This is a genomic window from Hyphomicrobium zavarzinii ATCC 27496 (assembly GCF_000383415.1).
Classification (GTDB): Bacteria; Pseudomonadota; Alphaproteobacteria; order Rhizobiales; family Hyphomicrobiaceae; genus Hyphomicrobium_C; species Hyphomicrobium_C zavarzinii.
On sequence record NZ_KB911263.1, the window covers coordinates 43,638 to 63,471 of the forward strand.

Below are 19,834 nucleotides of genomic sequence, written 5' to 3' on the forward strand. Positions count from 1 at the left end.
GCTCCTCAAGCCCCAGTTGCCGCGAAGAGATCGGCCGCCTCCGGAACGGGCTCCGCACGCGCGGCGAGTGCTGCAGAAACCACGGACTCCTTCACCTCCTTCTCAAGCGCCTTGAGCGCGCGCTCATTGAGGATGCCCGACGCCAGAATGCGCCCGCGGGCCCTCGAGACCGGATCGGCCTCCTCGAGCCTCCGCTCGGACGCGCCCGCGCGCGCCGGCACGCCGCCATGCCCGCGATAGCGATAAGTCAGCATTTCGAGAATGGTCGGCCCGTCCCCGTCGCGCGCCCGCGCAATGGCCTGCCGGGCCGCAACGATCACGCGCCGCACGTCGATGCCGTCCACCTGATGACCGGGAATGGCGACCGGCGTCCCGCTTTCGGCAAGCGCCGAGGGAAGCTGGCCCAGCACGATGCTGGCGCCCGGCGCGGCGGTGTTGTTGTCGATGATGAAAACGATCGGCAGCGCCCACTGCGCGGCGATCTTGTAGGCTTCGAGCACGCGCCCGCGCGCAGCCGCGCCGTCGCCGAAGAAGCAGAGCGTCACATCATCCCCGCCGCGATAGCGCGAGGCAAATGCGAGTCCGGCGCCGAGCGGCGCAGCAAGCCCTGCCGTGCCATGACCGCCGAAAAAATGATGCTCCGGCGCGAACATGCGCACGGTGCCGCCCTTCCCCTGCGCGAGACCCGTCTTGCGGCCCAGAAGCTCGGCCAGCACGAGACGGGGGTCTACGCCGCGCGCCAGAAGCGCGCCATGGGTGCGATAGCTCGTGATCACGGGATCGGTCGCGCGTGCGGCCATCATCGTGCCGACGATCGAAGCCTCCTGCCCGATGCACAGCGGGCATACGCCATGAATGGCCTGCAAGGCGTAAAGCTGTCCGGCCTTTTCCTCGAAACGGCGAATGAGCAGCATGCTGCGGTAAGCCGCGATCTCTTCGTCCGGAGAGAACATGATGTCCTCCGCGCCAACCGGACCAAGGGGGCTTCCCGTCATCTCCGCTCCTCTTGTTGACGATTGGAAGATCTCGCAGGCCGAGATACGCCGCCCGGGCCAGCCCCGAGAGTGCCATCGAACAGCGAAACTTACACGACGAGCCCGTCGCGAGGCCAGCGCCCCTCATGCTGCGCCGCAGCGAAATGGCCCACCAGGATAGTCGTGTAAACGCGCCTGCCTGAATGACAACTATGGCGCCATCGCGCCAGTCCCGTCCGCGCGGAAAACCCCCACTTCCCCACAGGCTTCACCCGGAGGGAGCAGACTCCAGCACGACGCGATCGCGAGGATGGGCGAACCCAAGCACCTCGCGGGCAATCTCTTCGACGAAATCGGGATCGGGGAGATCGGGGCGGAGCAGAGCGACATCGCGCTCCAGTTTGGCGCGCACAGCCTCGAGGCTCTGGATCTCGAACTGCAGAGCGCTTTCACGCTCCGCAAGTCGGTCTCGCGCCTCGAGGCCATGCCGGCCTTTTAGGGTGTGATAGGCGAAATAAGCCGTCAATCCTAGGCAGAGAAGCAACACCAGCGCCTGCCGCGACTTGGCTCGCCGATCATATATTGGCTGACGCAGCACGGATGTTCGACGTTACGCGTTATGAGAACCGGGAACGACGTAACCATACCGCCGAGCCGATTAAAACGAGGTAAAGCGCCGTCCTGATTTTGCCGAAACCGGATGGCCAAGCTGACGCAGGCGCCAAACGGGGGAAACGTGAGCACGCTGGATCGCAAGCTTGGACGCACGGTCTTCGGCTCCGCCCCGGATCTCTACGCCCGCGGACGGCCGGGCTATCCCCCGCGCGTTGCCGAGATCTTGAGAGACCTCTGTCGCGCCGGACCCGAGACGGCGGCGTTCGAGATTGGCCCGGGAACAGGACAGGCAACGGCCCGCCTTCTCGACCTCGGCTGCACCGTCTGCGCCATCGAGCCGGATGCGCGTCTCGCCGCCTATCTGTCGGAGAGCCTCGGCCCGGCTCATCCTGGCCGCCTCACGGTCATGCAGGCCCCATTCGAGGAGGCCGCCCTGCCCAGCACCGCCTTCGATCTCGGCGTAGCGGCGACGTCGTTCCACTGGCTGGATCCGGCCATCGGTCTTCCAAAGGTGAAGCAGCTTCTGCGTCCGGGTGGGCACTGGGCCATGTGGTGGAACGTCTACGGCGATCCGGACGCGCCGGACGACTTCCAGGTGAGAACGCACGCCCTGTTCGACAGCCTGGAGCGCCCGCCCACGTTCGCGGACCGGGAGAAGAAGCCCTACGCCCTCAATAGGGAACTGAGACTCGCGGAGCTGGAACGGGAAGGTTTCGAGGAGCGCGCGGTGGAGATCATCCGATGGGACGTGACGTTCAGCACCGGGCAGATGCTCGCGCTGAGCGCCACGTTCTCTCCCGTCGCGCAGCTTCCCGAGCCTGCGCGTAACGAATTTCTCGAAGCCCTGCGGCGCGTCGGCGACGACGAGTTCGCAGGCTCCATCCCGCGCCGCTTCCTGACGGCCGTTTATACGGCCCGGTCGCCGCGCAGGATGTCCTTGCCGGCATAGCGCGCCACGTCGCCCAGCTCGCCCTCGATGCGGATGAGCTGGTTGTACTTGGCGAGACGATCCGAGCGGCAGAGCGATCCCGTCTTGATCTGCCCGCAGTTGGTCGCAACCGCGAGATCGGCGATGGTCGAATCCTCCGTCTCGCCCGAGCGGTGGGACATGACCGCGGTGTAACCCGCGCGCTGTGCCATGGAGACCGCATCCAGCGTCTCGGTCAGCGTGCCGATCTGGTTGACCTTGATCAGGATCGAGTTGGCGGTTGCGGCCTTGATGCCGCGCGACAGACGCTCGGTATTGGTGACGAAGAGATCGTCGCCCACGAGCTGGCAGCGCTTGCCGATGGCATCGGTCAGCGCCTTCCAGCCGGCCCAGTCGTCTTCTGCCATGCCGTCCTCGATCGAGATGATCGGAAAGCGGTTCACGAGGTCTTCCAGGTAGCGGACCATGCCCGCGCTATCGAGGCTCTTGCCCTCGCCGTGAAGCTCGTACTTCCCGCCCTTGTAGAACTCGGTCGAGGCGCAATCGAGCGCCAGCATGACGTCGTCGCCAGGCTTGTAGCCCGCCTTCTCGATCGACTTCATTATGAAGGACAGCGCTTCGTCGGCGCTCTTGAGGTTCGGCGCGAAGCCGCCCTCATCGCCGATGCCCGTGTTGTGGCCGGCCTCCTTGAGACCCTTCTTCAGCGTGTGGAAGATCTCGGCGCCGATGCGAACGGCGTCCGCGACCGTCTCGGCCGAGACCGGCATGATCATGAATTCCTGGATGTCGATCGGGTTGTCGGCATGCGCGCCGCCGTTGATGATGTTCATCATCGGCACCGGCAGCACATGGGCCGACGTTCCGCCCACATAGCGGTAGAGCGGCAGCGAGGAGGCTTCCGCGGCGGCCTTCGCGGCCGCGAGCGAGACACCCAGAATGGCGTTTGCGCCGAGGCGGCTCTTGTTGTCCGTATCGTCGACGGCGATCAGGGCGGCGTCGAGCCCGCGCTGGTCCTCGGCATCGAGCCCGATGAGGGCATCGGAAATCTCGCCGTTGACGGCGTCCACGGCCTTCAGCACACCTTTGCCGAGATAGCGCTTCGCGTCTCCGTCACGAAGCTCGATCGCCTCGTGCGCGCCGGTGGAAGCTCCCGAAGGCACGGCGGCCCGGCCCCTGGAGCCGTCTTCCAGGAGCACGTCGACCTCGACGGTCGGGTTGCCGCGGCTGTCCAGAATTTCGCGGCCGAGAATGTCGACGATGGCGGTCATGGGGCAGGTTCCTCGGGAGGTGATAGAAAATACGTTTTATGAGAGGATCTTAGGAGTTGCATGGGCCGTGAGGCACCATGACGGGATCGGAGCGGGTTTTAGCTGGGTTCGCACGGCGCGGAAAGACCCCAATGGGTAGGCGGACCTACCCCGCTCCCGCGATACTTTGACGACATAGGAGCTGAAAACCGATGCCGGACCAACAGACCTACCATGGCTCCTGCCACTGCGGCGCCGTGCGCTACGAGGCCAAAAGCGACCCCATTACGCAGGCCATGAGCTGCAACTGCTCGATGTGCCGCCGCAAGGGCACCCTCCTCGCGTTCATCCCGGCGGCCGATTTCACACTTGAAACGGGCGAGAGCGCACTCGCCGACTACCAGTTCAACAGACAGATGATTCATCATCTCTTCTGCCGCACCTGCGGCGTCACGAGCTTCGCCCGCGGCGTGATGCCGGACGGCACGCCGATGGTGGCGCTCAACGTGCGCTGCATCGACGAGATCGATCCCGATACCCTCACCATCAAACGCGTCGACGGAAAGAGCTTCTGATGTCCGCTGGCGGTGCACTGGTTCTCTTCTCCGGCGGACAGGACAGTACGGTCTGCCTGGCCTGGGCGCTCGACCGCTATCCGCATGTCGAAACGCTCGGCTTCGCCTATGGGCAGCGCCACGCCGTGGAGCTCACCCAGCGCCATGTCGTGCGGGACGCGCTTCGCGAGAGCTTCCCGTCCTGGGCTCCGCGCCTGGGCCCCGATCACGAGATCGCGCTTCCCGAACTCGGACGCATCAGTGAGACCGCGCTGACGCGCGAGACCGAAATCGAGATGACGAAGGCCGGCCTGCCGTCGACGTTCGTTCCCGGCCGCAATCTTCTGTTCCTCGTTTACGCGGCAGCCCTCGCCTACAGGCGCGGCCTCACGACCCTCGTCGCAGGCATGTGCGAGACCGACTATTCCGGATATCCCGATTGCCGCAACGACACCATCCGCGCGCAGGAGCAGGCCATCGCGCTCGGGCTCGACAAGCCATTCCGGATCGAGACGCCCCTGATGTACGTCGACAAGGCGGGAACCTGGGCGATGGCCGAGACGCTCGGCGGCGCGGCCCTGGTCGACCTCGTCCGTGAAAAAACCCACACGTGCTATCTCGGCGACCGCACGCACCGTCACGATTGGGGCTGGGGCTGCGGCACCTGCCCCGCGTGCGAGCTGCGCGCGAGAGGATGGGAAATCTGGAACGCCGCCAAGGCACACCCTTCGCGCTGACCGAGACCGCTCCGCCCGCTTGCGCGCCAAGGCTACCGGTCGGTTAACGGCGCGATGATCCTGTACACAGGGGGTCCTTCCCTTCCCCCAGATGCGCTCCTACCTTAGAGGCACCCCCACCAATGAACCCGACGGAGCCTCCCCCATGGCCGAATCCAAAGCCGACCTCAAGAAAGCAGCAGAGCGCCGTAAAGCCCCGCTCGCCACCCCGACCGACCTCGGCGACAACGCCGTGCGCGACCTCACCGGCGCTCTCAACGAGCTCCTGGCCGACGTCTTCGCGCTCTACCTCAAGACCAAGAATTTTCACTGGCACGTGAGCGGCCCGCACTTCCGCGACTACCATCTGCTGCTCGACGAGCACGGCGACCAGATCTTCGCTATGACGGACCCCATCGCCGAGCGCGTGCGCAAGCTGGGAGGCACGACCCTTCGCTCCATCGGACACATCGCCCGCCTGCAGCACGTGAAGGACAACGATGCCGATTACGTGGACGCGCTCGACATGCTGGCCGAACTGCGTGACGACAACAAGGATCTCGTGGCGCGCATGCGCTCCGTCCACGAGCTGACCGACGAGCATCGCGACTTCGCGACCTCGAGCCTCCTCGACGTCTGGATCGACGAGACCGAGCGCCGTCACTGGTTCCTGTTCGAAGCGAGCCGCCCTTCGGTCGAGGGTCACTGAAGATTAGGTGGTAGGCAACGGGGCAGCAGGCAGCTCGCGCATCTGCTGCTGTCGGCTGCCAGTTGGCTGCTGCCTCTCCTCAAGCCTCCAGCTTGAACGGATTGAAGTCCGTCGTGCGGTCGTAATAGTCCTCCTGCTCCGCCTCCTTGAGGAACGCCACGACCTTGTAGGTCACGGGCGTGAAGGCGATCTCCACCAGCGTTTTGGTCACGAACTGCGTGAGCATCACCAGCGGCAGCGCCTCGTTCGGAATGATGCCCGTCCCGTAGAACGCGAGTGGATAGAACAGCGCGCTGTCGATCGCCTCGCCTGCGATCGTCGAGCCGATGGTGCGCATCCACAAATGCCGTCCGCCCTGCGCGACCTTCATCTTCGCGAGCACGAACGAGTTGACGAACTCGCCGCAGAAATAGGCGACCATCGAGGCCGCCACCACGCGCCACGCGTTGCCGAACGCGATCTCGTAGGCAGTCTGATGCGGCCAGAACGGCGCGGGCGGCAACGCCACCACCACGGTCGCCATGAACGATGCGAAGGCGAGCGCCGCAAAGCCGGTCCAGATCGCCTCGCGTGCCCGCGCGTAGCCGTAGACCTCGGTGAGCACGTCGCCGAAGATGTAGGAGACTGGAAAGAACAGAACGCCCGCGCCAAAAACGTAAGGACCCACTCCGGGCACCTCGACCTGCGCGATCTTGGCCGGGCCGATCAGGTTCGAGCAGATGAGAACGGTGACGAACGCCGCCATCACCAGATCGTAATAGCGATAGGATCGCCGCGTCGCAGCGCTCATGCTCCCTCCCCCGACTGCGCGCCCCCGCGCGCCCTCAGTCGAGCGCTGCGACCGTAACCAGGGGCGGTGATCCGGGCTCGGCGGCCTTTCTTGCCCTATCGAGCGTCGCCACGCGCTGATCGAAATCCAATCTCAGAAAATCATTCAGCGCTGCATCGCTCACCGCGAAATGGCCGCACCTCTTGCAGCCCACGATGAGACCATCGAATTCGCCGGAGGAGAGATCCTCCGCTTCCGCTCCGCAGACAGGGCACTGCATGCTGGTCCTTTCTTCGCTCCGCGAGACCGGAGTAGGTGCGGCCCAAAGGCCGGACGCGCCTCGGTCCCGGTGAAAAACCCGGAGCGACTGCGTCTTCATGAGACCCGAAGAGGCTCCAGATTTACCGGAAACGCCTGAAGCGGGATACGGGTCCTGCCCGCCGCTTCGCCCGGCCGGGCTACGATGTGCCGCTTGACACCGGCTTGCGACGTTTTACGGATCAGGCCCATGTATTCCGTCAAAGAGATCTTCTACACGCTGCAGGGCGAGGGGACGAACGCCGGCCGCGCCGCTGTGTTCTGCCGGTTCACCGGCTGTAATCTCTGGTCGGGACGGGAAGCGGACCGCGCGGCGGCCGCCTGTACCTTCTGCGACACGGATTTTGTGGGCACGGACGGCGAAGGCGGCGGCAAGTTTCGCGACGCTCAGCACCTCGCAGCCGCCATCCTCGCCGCTTGGCAAGGCGGCCCCGCCGAGCGTTTCGTGGTGCTCACGGGAGGCGAGCCCGCGCTCCAGGTCGATGCTCCGCTTCTCAATGCGTTGCATCTCCACGGATTTACCATCGCCATCGAGACCAACGGCTCCCTGCCCCTGCCCGAAGGGATCGACTGGATCTGCGTCAGCCCCAAGTCCGGCACCGAGATCCGCCAGACCTCCGGCGACGAGCTGAAGCTCGTTTACCCTCAGCCCGGGCTTGCGCCGGAAAGCCTGCTCAGCCTCGATTTTCCCCGGCGCTTCCTGAGCCCTATGGACGGCCCTCGCCTCGCGGAGAACACGGCCGCTGCCGTGACCTACGTCAAAGCCAACCCCGCCTGGCGACTCTCGGTCCAGACCCACAAGCGGATCGGAATTCCCTAGCGGGCTGTTCCCGGCCAATTGCCGAACATGCGCCACCCGCCATCCGACGCTTTGGGCTCGACACCGATTGCCGCGCCTGCTGGCGTTTAACGCCAAAATCCCCTATGTCACCGACATGCGCATCTATAAGGAATTCCTGTTCGAGGCAGCGCATTACCTGCCGTCGGCACCCCTAGGCCATCCGAACTCCCGGATTCATGGCCACTCGTTCCGCGCGCGCGTCGTCATCGACGGCGAGCCCAATCCGGAAACCGGCCTCGTTTTCCATTTCGACGATCTTGCCGCCGCCATCGCCGAAGCACACGATGCGCTCGATCATCGTCTGCTGAACGAGGTGGAGGGGCTCGAGTTTCCGACCCTCGAGCGCATTTCGATCTGGCTCTGGAACAGGCTCCAGAACCGCGTTCCCGGCCTCGCGGAAATTCACGTTTCGCGCGATAGCTGCAACGAAGGCTGCATCTATACGGGCACGCCCGCCTCGCACCCGGCCGCCCTCGCCGCCGAATAGAAAACGCAGAGAGCGCGCACATGACCGCCGAGACGACGGGCATCACACTTCTGGGCGGATCGTCCGCCATTCCGGAAAGCCCCGACAAGGCGCTGCTGGAGCGTGTCGCCAATCCGCATTCCGACACCGCCTACGTCGCGCGCTTCACGGCGCCTGAGTTTACCTCGCTCTGCCCCGTGACCGGCCAGCCGGACTTCGCCCATCTGGTGATCGACTACGTGCCCGGCGCCTGGCTCGTGGAGAGCAAGTCGCTCAAGCTCTACCTCGCCTCGTTCCGCAACCACGGCGCCTTCCACGAGGATTGCACGGTCGCCATCGGCAAGCGCCTCGCCGCGCTGCTCGAGCCGCGCTTCTTGCGTATCGGCGGATACTGGTATCCGCGCGGCGGCATTCCGATCGACGTGTTCTGGCAGACGGGCGAGCTGCCGAAGGACGTCTGGCTTCCAGACCAGGGCGTCGCGCCCTATCGCGGACGCGGCTGAGCACCTGCCTCTGCCGGGGCCGAGAAGCGAGCCTCAAGCGCGTGTCTGCTCCGGCTCGGCAACCGTCATGTCGTTGCCGCGCCAGGTGAAGCCGTCACCAGTCCAGCCCTTGAGCCACACCAGCGGCAGCACGAGATCGCGCACCAGCCAGGCGACCGGAGAGACGGCGCTTACATGCCAGCCCGCTCCGCGCGCGAGCAGTGCTTCCACACCGAACCAAAGGGCGGCCATGAGCGCCGCCGCCGAGATGCTGTCGATCTCCAGAACCGGCGCAGCGAGCGCCGCCGATATCACCGGCAGCACGCTCCCTGTCAGAAGCTCGGGCATGTAGCAGAGCGGAAACGTCGCGCGGCGCAGCCTCGCCCAGCGGATCTGCCGGTCGAGCACCTGCTGCTTGCTGCGCGGGCCGAGCGGCTGCTCGAAAGGCGCGTCCACGAGGCGGACCCTGAGTCCTTCCGCTCGCACCACTTTCGTCGCCGCCGCATCCTCCGCGATCTCGACGCCGAGCGCGCGGATGCCGCCCGCCGCGTCCAGCAGGTCCTTCCGCCACAGCATCGATTTGCCTTGCGCGAACCCGAAACCGGCCGTGTCGGCCGCGAGTTGCCAGCGCGCCTGATACGTGTTGAGGAACGCGCATTCGACCTCAGACCAGAACCCGGACGGACGGCTGCCGATCGGCGGCGAGCAGACGAGCCCCGTATCTGAGCGCATCCCAGCCATGAGCTGATGCACATAGTCCGCCGGCATCAGCACGTTGCTGTCCGCGATGACGATCCAGCGATGGCGCGCCGCGACCCAGCCCTTGATGATGTTGTTGAGCTTCGGGTTCGGCGTGCTCTTGTCGTCGCCGATGAGCAGACGGGCCGAGACGTGCGGGTATTCGGCCATGAGCTGGCGCACCAGCGGAACGGCCGCATCGCGCTCCCGCGCCGAGCAGAACACGAGATCGAGATCGGGATGCGCGAGCTCGAACGTCGAGCGCAGCGTCAGCTCGTCATAAGGATCGAGCCCGCAAACCGGTCGAATGATCGAGACCGGCGGAAGCGAGCGCGGCGGTTGGGCGGGAGCAGCATGTTGTCTCACGCGCCAGAGCGACATCGCCGCCGAAGCGATATGGACGAGCGTCGCCAGCGTGCAGAACACAAGGGCAGCCCATTCGATCACGGTCCCGCAAGCTCCTCGTCACCGCCGACATTCCATCGCGTGCTTTCGGGGATTCACGTTACAGGCCGATGACAGGGCAACGACACGCTCGCGTGCGAGCGCGCAAAAAAAAGGGGACGCCAGCAGCGCCCCCTTGTTCAAGTTCGTGGGAGAAGTGTGTCCAGAGCGTCGAGTGACAATCAAAGGACTGAGCGATCTAACCGTGCCGGACGCGAGGCCGTCAACGATCTATGCCCTTCATCTGCGGCGCCATTTCGCCGCGTACGCCTGTCATATATCCGAAATAATAGAGAGCGCTCTCAGCATGCCGACAGTCCGCAGCCTGCAAGCGCGGATTTGCTGATAAGCAATGCTGGCTTCACCGGATGCGCAGAGAACCCAACCCTCAGGCGTGCGCAGTGCTATGATCGCTGATCAGGAGAAGGAACGGCAGCGGCCGGTCATCCTTCTCGGGGATGAGGGAGCCGATGGCCGTCACGATGCCCCGCTCCTTGTTCTTCATCACGCCGTTGACTTCCCAATCCGCGTGCGTCTTGAGCACCTCGCGCTCGACATGCTCGAAAAAGACGCTGACGATCTCGTCGGCCGTCTGGCCCATCAGGTTGTCCGGACCTTCGAAGGCATACGAGCCCTCACCGTTCGTCTCGCCGTCCAGCATGCGGGCAAAATAAGTGGCCATGTCCCCTCCAAGTCGCGATGGAGGGCCCTTGTCCGTCACTTGAATGACGGGCGGATGACAGCAGGCAGACTTGCCTTCCGCGAAGGCGGATCGCGCGGGCTCAGCCGGCGAACTCGAGGCCGAGCCGGCGCAGCGCCTCACGGCCGAGAGGACGATGTGCGGGACGATCGAGAAGACGATTGAGACCACGCACCGTGCGCGAAAGCTTGAACGACCTGCGCAGCCTGTGCAGCAACTCGATCCGTTCGGCTTCGCTGGTCTCGACGATCACGCGCGCGACGGCCACGGATTCGATTTCGGAGGGTACTTCGTCGAGTGCTTCTGCTTCCGTCTCGGAATTGCCGGTACGCATGATGACCCCACTCCCACAATTGCGGCAACGTCCTCGCTTATTAGCACCACAAAAGCCTTGCGAGAACCGGGAGCATAAGCCCCGAACTCCAGCAACGGCGGGCTTGATGCACGCTCCGACGCTGCCCCGAAGACGCCAAAAAACTGAGAAGATACGCCACTATGCTCCGCCCCGACCGACGGAATCACAAACCGGGAGCGGCAAAATGTCAGCCACCTTCGAAGATCTCGAAACAGGCGACGTCCTCGAAATCAAATACCGCCTGTGGCGTGCCACCGGTGCGGGCGAAGATGTGGTGGAGCGGTGGATCAGTGCGCAGGTGATCGCGTGCGAGCCGGGCACGTGGCCCCTGGTGCGGCTCGCAGACGGTCAGCCGACGGAAATACGCCCCTTCATGACGTGGCGGCGCATCGCGAGAAGCGAACGGCGCAAGACGGTTGGCCTCGCCGCCTGATCGTATCTCCTCGGCGAACCCGCCTCAGGATTGCGCGGCTGCGCGAGGGGTGGCCGGGTTTGTCTCGGCGGCGGCCACGAGCACCGGACGCTTAGGTGCGGCCTGCGGCTTGCGGGCCGGTGCCTTCGCGGCAGGAGGCTTGCCCTTGGCAGGCTTGCTGCTCGCCTTTGCGGCCGCAGGCTTTCCGGCGCGGCCGGACTGTGGTGCGGCCTGCTGTTTGCCGAGCGACCTGATTTCGGCCTTGAGATTCCCGATCTCCGCCAGAATGAGATCGAGCTTCTCGTTCTTTCCGAGCTTACGGCCTTTGCCAGACTTCTTAGCCATGGAACTCATACCTCGATGAAACGCCCGAAGTTTCAGCTTCGCACGTTTTCCGCGATCAAACGAGAGCCACCCCCTCTCATGCTTGCTGGCGCCTCAAAAAGAAGGCGACGGAACGCCCGGGCTTGCTCCGTTGGAATACGGAGAGCGGCGCGAAGGCGCAGCGCATCCGGCACGCCGGAGGCGTGCTCCGGTGACGGGAGCAGTTATGATCGTATCGGTAAGAGACGAGTTGATCATGGCCTTGGCGGACGGCGAATTGGAGCCCTCCGTCGAGGAGCATGTGCGCGAGGCGATCCGGCAGGACGATGCCGTGCGGCACAAGTACGAGATCTACCGCGTCACCCGCGTCCTTCTTTCGAAGGCGTTCAACGGGATACTGGATGAGCCGGTGCCGGAGCGGCTGACACGGGCGATCATGAAGCCCAAGCGGCCACGGCGCCGTTAACCAAGCCCCCGTCTATGACAATCCGGCCGCCTGCCGGAACGAAACGATTGCCGCCGCAGTCTCCTCCGGCCGCTCCACCTGCCACCAGTGCCCGCACCCCTCAAAGCACGCGACACGCGCGCCCGTTGCCTCGCCGATGCGCTCGGCAAACCGAGGCTCCGCGTAGGGATCCGTCTCGCCCCACAGTACGAGACCTGGCACGCGATCCCGGATGCCGGCAAGCTCTGGCCCCCACGTCGCGAACACGTCCCGGCCCGACCGGTAGAGACCGAGGATCGACTCTTTCATGCGCAGGTCGATGTTGGCCGCCGTCACCCGCGCGTCGGTTTCCGAAAGGCCCGCCAGGCGCAGCATGTCCACGGCAATATCGGGCGTAAGCCGGTCCATCGCTTTTTCTCCCGCGCCCGGCGTCTGCCAGAGCCGCGCAGTCGGATGCCACGCGTAATCCGCGGAAAAGGGCGCCCCGCCCCCGGCCCAGCTTCGGATCAGATCCGGCCGCAGCGTCAGCACACGCAACATCAGGATGGAGCCCCAGTCGTGCGCCACCACGTCGAGCGGACCTGGAATTGCCTCGAGCGCGTCGATGATCCAGGCAAGATAGCGCTCCTTGGTCGGCTCGAACCCAGCAGGCCAGCCACACCCGAAGCCGGGAAGATCGAGGGCAACGACGTGCTCGTCCGGGAGCAGCGGCAAAAGACGGTCCCACACCCGCGCCGTGTCTGGAACCCCGTGAATGAGCACCGTCGTCATGCATCCCTCCCCGCTCCGAGCGAGCGTTCGCGCTGCCTTAGCATGGCCGTCAGCCCTGCAAGAGGCCCTGAGTTCACTGAAAGTTAGGCCGCTCCCGCCATGCTGTGCCGAGCGCTCCCCAGCCGGAGTGGAAACAGGGAACACCCCGCGTCACACATGGTCAGCCACGCCGAGCCCGATTCCAAGCCGCCTCGCATCGTGGTGCTCACCGCCCAAGGCGCGCTGAGCCGGATCGTCGTCAACGGACTCGCAGCCCGCCTCGGCCCCCTGACCGTGATTTCCGAGCAGCCGGAAAGCAAAGGCGAGATCCTCCGCAGACGCATCCGCCTGCTCGGCCCCGTCCGCGCGGCGGGCCAGGTCGCCCTGAGCTTCGCCCTTCGCCTCGATCCGAAGCGCAAGGCCCGATACCAGCGCGTTCTCGAGACCCATCGCCTCGACGCGAGCCCCGACAATCCCGCGGTGACGCTGCATAGCGTGCCGTCCGTCAACTCCGACGCGTGCCGCGATCTATTGACGAAACTCGCCCCCGCCGTGGTCGCCGTCTACGGAACCCGCCTGCTGAAGCGGGCGACACTCCAGGCCGTCGATGCCCCGTTCATCAACTACCACGCGGGTATCACCCCGAAGTACCGCGGCCAGGATCCCGGCTACTGGGCACTCGCCACGGGAGACGCCGGAAATGCGGGCGTGACCATCCATCTCGTCGACGAAGGGGTGGACACCGGCGCCGTGCTCTATCAGGCGCAAGTCACTTTCGATCCCCGCGATACCATCGCCACCTACCAGTACGTCCAGGCCGCGACCGCCCTGCCCCTTTTCGTCCGCGCCATCGAGGATGCCCTTGCCGGGCGCCTCACCCCCCGGCGGGTCGATCTGCCGAGCCAGAAGTGGTTTCCGCCGACGCTCTGGGGATACCTCGCCACCGGCCTCACCCGCGGCGTCTGGTAAGCGGGCTCCATAAATCTGATTTTCCAAATCAGGAATTGCGCCATTTTCGCCGCCCTCGCCGGGTGTGAAGCGCGACCTTTGCGCACGGTCAAAGCCCCCGTCTGCCCCCCTCGCTATAGGGTCGGAGTTTCACCAAAACAGGTGCCTCCAATGGCACATACGCCGAAGTTGCAGACACACAAGGCCGATAGCCGGATGAAAGCTGTGCCGCGCAAGGAACTCGCTGAGCAGGTCTACGAAGAAATGCGTGCCCTCTACGGCAACGATCGCTATCGCCCCTGGACGGAGCTCGGGCCGCTGACGCGGAGCCGATTCCTGATGATTGTGGCCGACATGGAGAACATCGGCCTCATCGATCCGCTCTATCCCGAGCACAATCCCTAGAGACGCGATCCACGTGCCGAATCCGCCAGAAAACAGCGTGAAATCGGCTTCAACCTGGGCATTTGGAGATGGCTGGGACGGGAGGGTTCGAACCTCCGAATGGCGGAATCAAAATCCGCTGCCTTACCACTTGGCTACGTCCCATTATCCGGCAGCCTTCGGCATCATAGGCCGGGAGCTGGGCGCCGCACCATAGTGACACCGCCGCGCGACGGCAATCCTCGGAGAGTGGAAAATCACATGCGGGATCAGCTTGCCCTCCGGGGGACGTGTCGCTATAAAGCCGCCTCGCGCTTCGCCACCCACCCGGGCTGACGAGGCGCAACCCTCATGCGACGTCTAGAGCACGTTGGGTTTTGATTGCACCAATCAAAGCCACGAAACACGCTCTACTTCATGAGTTTAGGCAGACGCACCGCGAACCCCCAGGGTTGGCGCGCATCGGTCTAGGACACACGGTCGGGCGGAGCGTAGCGCAGCCTGGTAGCGCACTTGCTTCGGGAGCAAGGGGTCGGGAGTTCGAATCTCCCCGCTCCGACCAGTGTCCCTAGTCGCACGGGACGAATCCGGCGACGCGCCCTTCACGGGCACCCACTTCTCACGGACGAGCCGTAACGAAAAAGCCGGGCGGCCTGACGCCACCCGGCCGAACGTAACGCGGGAAGCCGACTACTTCTTCTGCAGACCCTGCATGGCCTCGCCGACCAGACGGCCGAGTTCCTGCGCCTGCAGTGCGTAAGCCTGCATCTGCGCCTGGGCGAAACGGCTCTGGTGCGCGAGCACCTCCTGAATGTCCTTGGCGCTGGCGAGGTCGCTCGCGAGCGCGAAAGCGGCTTCGGCGTTCTGCTTGGCGAACTTCGTCGCGCGGTCCTGCACGACGCGGAAGCCACTGGAAACGTCGTTGGCCGGCAGCGATTTCGTCCAGAAGCTCATCGCCTGGGTCATGGCATCCATGAACTGACCATAGGCCGCCCGGGCCTGGTCGACGTTCTTCTCAGCCAGATCGCGCATCTGTTGAGGGATTTCGAACGGGTTTTGTGACATGAGCTTCTCCGGCTTTATTGCTGAACTTGGGGGTGACTGTATTGGTAGCGCCTATCGCGCTTCACGCATACTGGCTTCTTGTGACTCCTTGCATGAAAAGCCAGCACTCAAATTACTCCGGCAGCGGGATAAACTCTTGTCCGTCCGTCGGAACCGGGGCGAAACGCCGAGCTTTCCAGTCTGCTTTTGCCGCATCGATCCGGTCTTTGGAGGAGGAGACGAAATTCCACCAGATATGGCGCGGCCCATCCATCGGCTCGCCGCCGACCAGCATCAGGCGCGCCATCGAGGTCGCGAGGATCGAGATCCGGTCGCCCGGCCGGAACACCAGGAGCCGTCCCGCCCCGAACTGCTGCCCCGCCACGTCGATCTCGCCCGAAACCACGTAGACCGCACGCTCGTCGTAGTCGGCATCGAGCGGGAGCACCGCGCCCGGCGCCAGTGTCGCTTCCGCGTAGAAGCAGGGCTGGGGAAACTCGGCCGGCGACTGCGCGCCATAGAGCGAGCCCATGATGAGCCGCACTGTCTTGCCCTCGCCCGAGATGCGCGGAAGGGACGGCGCGTCGTAGTGCGCGAACGTCGGCTCGCCTTCCTCGTGCGATTTCGGCAGCGCGGCCCACGCCTGGATGCCGAACAGCCGCGGCCCCTTGGCCCGCTCTTCAGGGCTCGCACGCTCCGAATGCACGATGCCGCGCCCCGCCGACATCAGATTGAGCTCGCCTGGGCGGATCGGCAGCTCCGTGCCGAGGCTGTCACGATGCATGATCTCGCCGTCGAACAGATAGGTCACTGTGGCGAGACCGATATGAGGATGCGGACGAACGTCGATGCCGGTCCCGATCAGAAACTCGGCCGGGCCCATCTGGTCGAAGAAGATGAACGGCCCCACCATCTGCTTTGCGGCGGCGGGAAGCGCGCGACGCACCTCGAAGCCGCCGAGATCGCGCACCCGCGGCACCACGATATGCTCGATCGCATCGCAAGAAGCCGCGTCGCCAGGCTTCGGATCGTCACAAGGCTGCCAGCTCATTGCGTTCTCCTTCGCCCGAGGGGCAAGCGGCGATTGGGACCATAGGGGCGTTCTCCGACAGTCCCGTGACCCAACTTCGCCTTTGCCAGACTATCCACACACCATTACCGTGCATGAAAGATAAGGATTTCTGCCCGAGGATCACAAGACACCCCATGGCAACCGACGATACCGCGGACTTGATCGACAAGGCCGCAGCCAATCTGGGGCTCACCATCGCGCCCGAATGGAAGCCCAACGTGCAAATGTTCTTTGAGGTTGCACGCGGCATGGCCCGCATGATCGAGAGCACGAACGCGGTCACGGCCGCCGAAGCCGCCCCCGTCTTCACGCCAAGATCATCGGAATGAGCACTTTGCACAGCTTTGCCTCAGCCCGCACGATCGCGAACGCCGTCTTGCGCGGAGAAACCTCGGCAGAGGAGATCACCCGCGCCGCGCTCGATCGCGTGGCGGAGCAGGATGGAGCGATCGGCGCCTTCACCGACATCACCGCCGAGCGCGCTCTCGAGGAAGCGAAGGCGGTGGACCGCGCTCGCGCTGCGGGCGCGGCGCTGGGACCGCTCGCCGGCGTCCCCTATGCCGTCAAGAACCTCTACGGCGTGACCGGACTTGCCACCCGCGCAGGATCGAAGATCAACGCCGCCGATCCGCCGGCACATGCAGACGCGCTGCTCGTTTCGCGCATGAAAGCCGCAGGCGCCGTGCTTCTCGGCGCCCTCAACATGGGCGAGTACGCCTACGACTTCACGGGCGAGAACGCCCACTATGGCCCCTCCCGCAATCCGCTCGATCCCACCCGCATGACCGGAGGATCGTCAGGCGGCTCGGCGGCGGCGGTCGCGGCGGGCTTCGTGCCCGTGTCTCTCGGCTCCGACACCAACGGCTCCATCCGCGTGCCAGCCGCCTTCTGCGGCCTCTATGGGTTGAAACCCACCTACGGCCGCCTGCCGCGCACCGGAACCTTCCCTTTCTGCGACAGCCTCGATCATCTGGGACCGTTCGCGCGATCGGTCGAGGATCTCGCACTCACCTACGATGCGCTGCAGGGTCACGATGCGTCCGATCCGGTGTGTGCACGCCGCCCGGTGCAGAAGACGTCGCCCGAGATCGCGAAGGGCGGAGACGGCTTGCGCATCGCCGTTGCGGGCGGCTATTTCCGTAACGATGCCGAGCCCGGTGCGCTGGCCGCGCTCGATTGGGCGGCGAAAACCGTCGGCGCGGTCGACGAGATCGACGTCCCCCAGGTGGCCGAGGCGCGCGCCGCCGCATTCCTCATCACCAATGCGGAAGGAAGCGCCCTGCACCTCGAGCGCCTCCGCAAGCGTCCCGCGGATTTCGATCCCGACACCCGCGACCGCTTCATCGCGGGCGCCATGATTCCGGCCTCCTGGTACGTCTCGGCCCAGCGCTTCCGCCGCATTTTCGAGAGCACGATGGCGGAGCTGTTCGAACGCTACGACATCATCCTCGCCCCCTCCGCGCCATGCCGCGCGCCGAAGCTCGGCCAGAAGACCATCGTGCTCGGAGGCCGCGAGGTGCCGCTGCGCGCCAACATGGGGATCTACACGCAGCCGATCTCGTTCGTAGGCCTGCCCGTGGCAGCCGTTCCCGTGCGCGAGAGCGATGAGCTTCCCTACGGCATTCAGGTGATCGCCAAGCCGTGGCATGAGCACCATTGCCTGCGCATCGCAGCCGTTCTGGAGAAGGCCAGCGCCGCACGCGGCTAGGACGCGCGGCGCACCTTCCGCAAGCTCGGAGACGCCGGCGCGCCGAACGTCAGGCGGAATTGCCGCGCAAAGTGCGCTTGATCCGCGAAACCCGCCGCATGGGCGGCTTCCGTGAAGGTGCTGCCAGCCACGATCTCGCCGATCGCCGCACGCAGCCTCTGCCACACACGGAAACGCCGGAACGGCACACCAACCTCCTCGGCGAAGAGATGCTGGAACCGGGAGGACGAGAGCCCGACGCTGCGCGCCACGTCGGCGGCGGGCATCGCGTCCTGTGCGCGCTCGGACAGCAGCACGACGGCACGCGCGACGCGTCCATCGAGCGGGCGCTTGGCGCGCGGCTTCGAGAACGCGATGAGACTGTCGAGCGCGTCGCCGACGGCTCCCGCCCCCGACGATGTTTCGTAGAGATCGCGGAGGAGTGCGATCTCGCCATCATCACCGATCAGCGCGCCCCGCTCGTCGCAGGCCCCACGCACCAGCGGAGCGAGCGCATGAGCTCCCGCCTCGTTCGGTTCGAGATAGAGCACCGCGATGGGCGAGCCGCCCACATCGAGCTCGTAGGAGACCCCCGCCGGCACGACTGCTGTCCGGCAGCGTATCCATGCGCCGCCAGCGACCCGCAGTCCGAACGCTTCGTAGAGACCGGCGAGATAGACTGGCACGCTATGGGCATGCGGCGCATTGTAGGTGAGCGGTCCCACGAACAGCCCGCGGCCCCGATCCAGATGCCAGATCGGAAGGAAAGCACCGGAAGCTGTCGCAGCACGTTCGTACAAGCGCCTGGGGTCCCCGATCGCTAGCCTCTCCCGATCGCGCATAGCAATTCGGAGAGACGACCTCAATGTCCATCGCAGATTTCCGCCCGAGCCGCAGGCAAATGCTGGGCTCCGCGGCTCTCCTCGCCGCCGCGCCCTTGGGGCTCGACGCCGTGCTCTCGCCCGCCGGTGCAAAGGCCGGCAAGCTCGGTCCGTGGCAGCCGAGGCACTGGCGCTACAAAGTGGGCGGTTTCGAGATGACCGTGATCGCGGACAGCGAGGTCTTCATCGACGGCCCTTATCCCATCATCGGCGCCAACGCCAACGAAGCCGACGTCCGCAAGCTGATGCGGGAGAACCTGCTGCCCGAAGGGCGCTATCAGCCCGGCTTCACGCCCACCCTCATCAATACCGGCCGCGAGGTCGTGCTGTTCGACACCGGAAACGGCGAGAACGGCTTCGTGCCTCGCCCCAACGGCGGCTGGCTCGCAGCCGGCCTCGCGCCCGCGGGCTTCAAGCCCGAGGACATCGACGTGGTGGTGTTGAGCCACGGCCACCCCGATCACGTTGGCGGCCTCATGGAAGGCGGCAAGCCGCTTTTTCCGAATGCGCGGTATGTCATCGGCCAGGTCGAGTACGACTTCTGGGCCCCGGAAGGAAAGCACACGGGCGATCTCGAAAAATTCGCAGCCGTGTTCCGCACGAACACCAAGGCGATCGCCGGCAAATTCACGTTCCTGAAGCCCGGTGACGACGTCGTGCCGGGTATCCGCGCCGTCGAAGCCTACGGCCATACGCCCGGCCACCTGAACTTCCACATCGAGAGCGAAGGACAGGCCATCTATTTCTGGGGCGATTGCGCCCACCATCAGGTGGCGTCACTGGCCGAGCCCGGCTGGCACTGTGTTTTCGACAGCGACAAAGAACAGGCCGCAAAGACCCGCAAGCGCGTCTACGACATGCTCGCGACGGAGCGCATTCCCGTCATCGGCTATCATATGCCGTTCCCCTCCGTCGGCTACATCGAGCGGCGCGGAAACACGGCGTACAGCTGGCTGGCGCACACCTACCAGCTCAATCCCTGATCTGCGAAACGGCGCCCGGAAATAAGCAAGCGACCGGGCGCCGCCTTT

Annotated in this window: 27 protein-coding genes and 2 tRNA genes; 15 read left to right on the forward strand and 14 right to left on the reverse strand. The window is 65.2% G+C overall.

Annotation, left to right across the window (positions count from 1 at the left end; genetic code table 11):
* Window positions 1–5: 5 nt before the first annotated feature.
* The gene (locus F812_RS24785) at window positions 6–995 is read right to left on the reverse strand and encodes a thiamine pyrophosphate-dependent enzyme (protein WP_020087711.1); all 990 of its coding nucleotides are present in this window, start codon (window positions 993–995) and stop codon (window positions 6–8) included.
* A gap of 247 nt (window positions 996–1,242) precedes the next feature.
* Complete coding sequence (locus F812_RS26200) at window positions 1,243–1,572, reverse strand: FtsB family cell division protein (protein ID WP_337957340.1); 330 nt, start codon at window positions 1,570–1,572, stop codon at window positions 1,243–1,245.
* Window positions 1,573–1,674: 102 nt separating this feature from the next.
* On the opposite strand from F812_RS26200, the gene F812_RS0119755 reads away from it, so the two are divergent.
* A complete protein-coding gene (locus tag F812_RS0119755; protein ID WP_020087713.1) occupies window positions 1,675–2,538 on the forward strand; it encodes a class I SAM-dependent methyltransferase in 864 nt (287 codons plus the stop codon).
* Here F812_RS0119755 and eno read toward each other — a convergent pair.
* Window positions 2,496–3,785 carry a phosphopyruvate hydratase gene (eno, locus tag F812_RS0119760; protein ID WP_020087714.1) on the reverse strand — a complete coding sequence of 430 codons (1,290 nt, stop codon included), beginning with the start codon at window positions 3,783–3,785 and terminating at the stop codon, window positions 2,496–2,498. The genes F812_RS0119755 and eno overlap by 43 nt on opposite strands.
* Before the next feature lie 191 nt (window positions 3,786–3,976).
* Here eno and F812_RS0119765 point away from each other — a divergent pair, with 191 nt between their 5' ends.
* From F812_RS0119765 to F812_RS0119775, 3 genes are all read left to right on the forward strand, one after another.
* Complete coding sequence (locus F812_RS0119765; protein ID WP_020087715.1) at window positions 3,977–4,339, forward strand: GFA family protein; 363 nt, start codon at window positions 3,977–3,979, stop codon at window positions 4,337–4,339.
* Window positions 4,339–5,055, forward strand: a complete 717-nt coding sequence (gene queC, locus F812_RS0119770) for a 7-cyano-7-deazaguanine synthase QueC (RefSeq protein WP_020087716.1) — start codon at window positions 4,339–4,341, stop codon at window positions 5,053–5,055. Before F812_RS0119765 ends, queC begins: the two co-directional genes overlap by 1 nt.
* A 145-nt stretch (window positions 5,056–5,200) precedes the next feature.
* Entirely contained in the window at window positions 5,201–5,743 is a 543-nt protein-coding gene (locus tag F812_RS0119775) for a Dps family protein (RefSeq protein WP_020087717.1), read from the forward strand.
* Window positions 5,744–5,822: 79 nt separating this feature from the next.
* On the opposite strand, the gene F812_RS0119780 is transcribed toward F812_RS0119775, so the two are convergent.
* Window positions 5,823–6,533, reverse strand: a complete 711-nt coding sequence (locus F812_RS0119780) for a queuosine precursor transporter (RefSeq protein WP_020087718.1) — start codon at window positions 6,531–6,533, stop codon at window positions 5,823–5,825.
* 34 nt (window positions 6,534–6,567) lie between these two features.
* Complete coding sequence (locus F812_RS0119785) at window positions 6,568–6,792, reverse strand: hypothetical protein (RefSeq protein WP_020087719.1); 225 nt, start codon at window positions 6,790–6,792, stop codon at window positions 6,568–6,570.
* 228 nt (window positions 6,793–7,020) lie between these two features.
* Here F812_RS0119785 and queE point away from each other — a divergent pair, with 228 nt between their 5' ends.
* The 3 genes from queE (at window position 7,021) to queF (ending at window position 8,640) form a co-directional block, all read left to right on the forward strand.
* Entirely contained in the window at window positions 7,021–7,650 is a 630-nt protein-coding gene (gene queE, locus F812_RS0119790) for a 7-carboxy-7-deazaguanine synthase (protein WP_020087720.1), read from the forward strand.
* A gap of 115 nt (window positions 7,651–7,765) precedes the next feature.
* The gene (locus tag F812_RS24790; protein WP_040498957.1) at window positions 7,766–8,158 is read left to right on the forward strand and encodes a 6-pyruvoyl trahydropterin synthase family protein; all 393 of its coding nucleotides are present in this window, start codon (window positions 7,766–7,768) and stop codon (window positions 8,156–8,158) included.
* 20 nt (window positions 8,159–8,178) lie between these two features.
* Complete coding sequence (gene queF, locus F812_RS0119800; protein WP_020087722.1) at window positions 8,179–8,640, forward strand: preQ(1) synthase; 462 nt, start codon at window positions 8,179–8,181, stop codon at window positions 8,638–8,640.
* A gap of 33 nt (window positions 8,641–8,673) precedes the next feature.
* Here the strand turns inward: queF and F812_RS0119805 are convergent, their stop codons facing one another.
* From F812_RS0119805 to F812_RS0119815, 3 genes are all read right to left on the reverse strand, one after another.
* Window positions 8,674–9,804 carry a ceramide glucosyltransferase gene (locus tag F812_RS0119805; RefSeq protein WP_020087723.1) on the reverse strand — a complete coding sequence of 377 codons (1,131 nt, stop codon included), beginning with the start codon at window positions 9,802–9,804 and terminating at the stop codon, window positions 8,674–8,676.
* Between the two features lie 385 nt (window positions 9,805–10,189).
* Complete coding sequence (locus F812_RS0119810) at window positions 10,190–10,483, reverse strand: hypothetical protein (protein ID WP_020087724.1); 294 nt, start codon at window positions 10,481–10,483, stop codon at window positions 10,190–10,192.
* Between the two features lie 100 nt (window positions 10,484–10,583).
* On the reverse strand, window positions 10,584–10,835 hold the full coding sequence (locus tag F812_RS0119815) for a hypothetical protein (RefSeq protein ID WP_020087725.1): 252 nt from the start codon (window positions 10,833–10,835) through the stop codon (window positions 10,584–10,586).
* 205 nt (window positions 10,836–11,040) lie between these two features.
* On the opposite strand from F812_RS0119815, the gene F812_RS0119820 reads away from it, so the two are divergent.
* A complete protein-coding gene (locus tag F812_RS0119820) occupies window positions 11,041–11,289 on the forward strand; it encodes a hypothetical protein (RefSeq protein WP_020087726.1) in 249 nt (82 codons plus the stop codon).
* 24 nt (window positions 11,290–11,313) lie between these two features.
* Here F812_RS0119820 and F812_RS26865 read toward each other — a convergent pair whose 3' ends face one another.
* A complete protein-coding gene (locus F812_RS26865) occupies window positions 11,314–11,613 on the reverse strand; it encodes a hypothetical protein (protein ID WP_020087727.1) in 300 nt (99 codons plus the stop codon).
* A 205-nt stretch (window positions 11,614–11,818) separates the two neighbouring features.
* Here F812_RS26865 and F812_RS0119830 point away from each other — a divergent pair, with 205 nt between their 5' ends.
* Window positions 11,819–12,058 carry an anti-sigma factor family protein gene (locus F812_RS0119830; protein WP_020087728.1) on the forward strand — a complete coding sequence of 80 codons (240 nt, stop codon included), beginning with the start codon at window positions 11,819–11,821 and terminating at the stop codon, window positions 12,056–12,058.
* Between the two features lie 12 nt (window positions 12,059–12,070).
* Here the strand turns inward: F812_RS0119830 and F812_RS0119835 are convergent, their stop codons facing one another.
* Window positions 12,071–12,808, reverse strand: coding sequence for an alpha/beta fold hydrolase (locus tag F812_RS0119835; protein ID WP_020087729.1), 738 nt, complete (start codon window positions 12,806–12,808; stop codon window positions 12,071–12,073).
* A 156-nt stretch (window positions 12,809–12,964) separates the two neighbouring features.
* Here F812_RS0119835 and F812_RS0119840 point away from each other — a divergent pair, with 156 nt between their 5' ends.
* A complete protein-coding gene (locus F812_RS0119840) occupies window positions 12,965–13,756 on the forward strand; it encodes a formyl transferase (protein ID WP_020087730.1) in 792 nt (263 codons plus the stop codon).
* Window positions 13,757–13,906: 150 nt separating this feature from the next.
* Complete coding sequence (locus tag F812_RS0119845; RefSeq protein ID WP_020087731.1) at window positions 13,907–14,140, forward strand: hypothetical protein; 234 nt, start codon at window positions 13,907–13,909, stop codon at window positions 14,138–14,140.
* Between the two features lie 69 nt (window positions 14,141–14,209).
* On the opposite strand, the gene F812_RS0119850 is transcribed toward F812_RS0119845, so the two are convergent.
* Window positions 14,210–14,284, reverse strand: a tRNA-Gln gene (locus tag F812_RS0119850).
* 320 nt (window positions 14,285–14,604) lie between these two features.
* On the opposite strand from F812_RS0119850, the gene F812_RS0119855 reads away from it, so the two are divergent.
* Window positions 14,605–14,681: transfer RNA gene (locus F812_RS0119855), tRNA-Pro, on the forward strand.
* A gap of 128 nt (window positions 14,682–14,809) precedes the next feature.
* On the opposite strand, the gene F812_RS24795 is transcribed toward F812_RS0119855, so the two are convergent.
* Complete coding sequence (locus tag F812_RS24795; protein ID WP_083929276.1) at window positions 14,810–15,184, reverse strand: phasin family protein; 375 nt, start codon at window positions 15,182–15,184, stop codon at window positions 14,810–14,812.
* Between the two features lie 112 nt (window positions 15,185–15,296).
* On the reverse strand, window positions 15,297–16,214 hold the full coding sequence (locus F812_RS0119865; RefSeq protein ID WP_020087733.1) for a pirin family protein: 918 nt from the start codon (window positions 16,212–16,214) through the stop codon (window positions 15,297–15,299).
* Window positions 16,215–16,369: 155 nt separating this feature from the next.
* Here F812_RS0119865 and F812_RS0119870 point away from each other — a divergent pair, with 155 nt between their 5' ends.
* Both F812_RS0119870 and F812_RS0119875 read left to right on the forward strand, forming a co-directional pair.
* Window positions 16,370–16,564 (forward strand): DUF4089 domain-containing protein, encoded by a 195-nt coding sequence (locus F812_RS0119870; RefSeq protein WP_020087734.1) that lies wholly within the window; start codon window positions 16,370–16,372, stop codon window positions 16,562–16,564.
* Complete coding sequence (locus F812_RS0119875) at window positions 16,561–17,943, forward strand: AtzE family amidohydrolase (protein WP_020087735.1); 1,383 nt, start codon at window positions 16,561–16,563, stop codon at window positions 17,941–17,943. Before F812_RS0119870 ends, F812_RS0119875 begins: the two co-directional genes overlap by 4 nt.
* Here F812_RS0119875 and F812_RS0119880 read toward each other — a convergent pair.
* On the reverse strand, window positions 17,940–18,722 hold the full coding sequence (locus F812_RS0119880) for a helix-turn-helix domain-containing protein (RefSeq protein WP_020087736.1): 783 nt from the start codon (window positions 18,720–18,722) through the stop codon (window positions 17,940–17,942). The genes F812_RS0119875 and F812_RS0119880 overlap by 4 nt on opposite strands.
* Window positions 18,723–18,787: 65 nt before the next feature.
* On the opposite strand from F812_RS0119880, the gene F812_RS0119885 reads away from it, so the two are divergent.
* Window positions 18,788–19,786 (forward strand): MBL fold metallo-hydrolase, encoded by a 999-nt coding sequence (locus F812_RS0119885; RefSeq protein ID WP_020087737.1) that lies wholly within the window; start codon window positions 18,788–18,790, stop codon window positions 19,784–19,786.
* The last annotated feature ends 48 nt before the right edge of the window (window positions 19,787–19,834 follow it).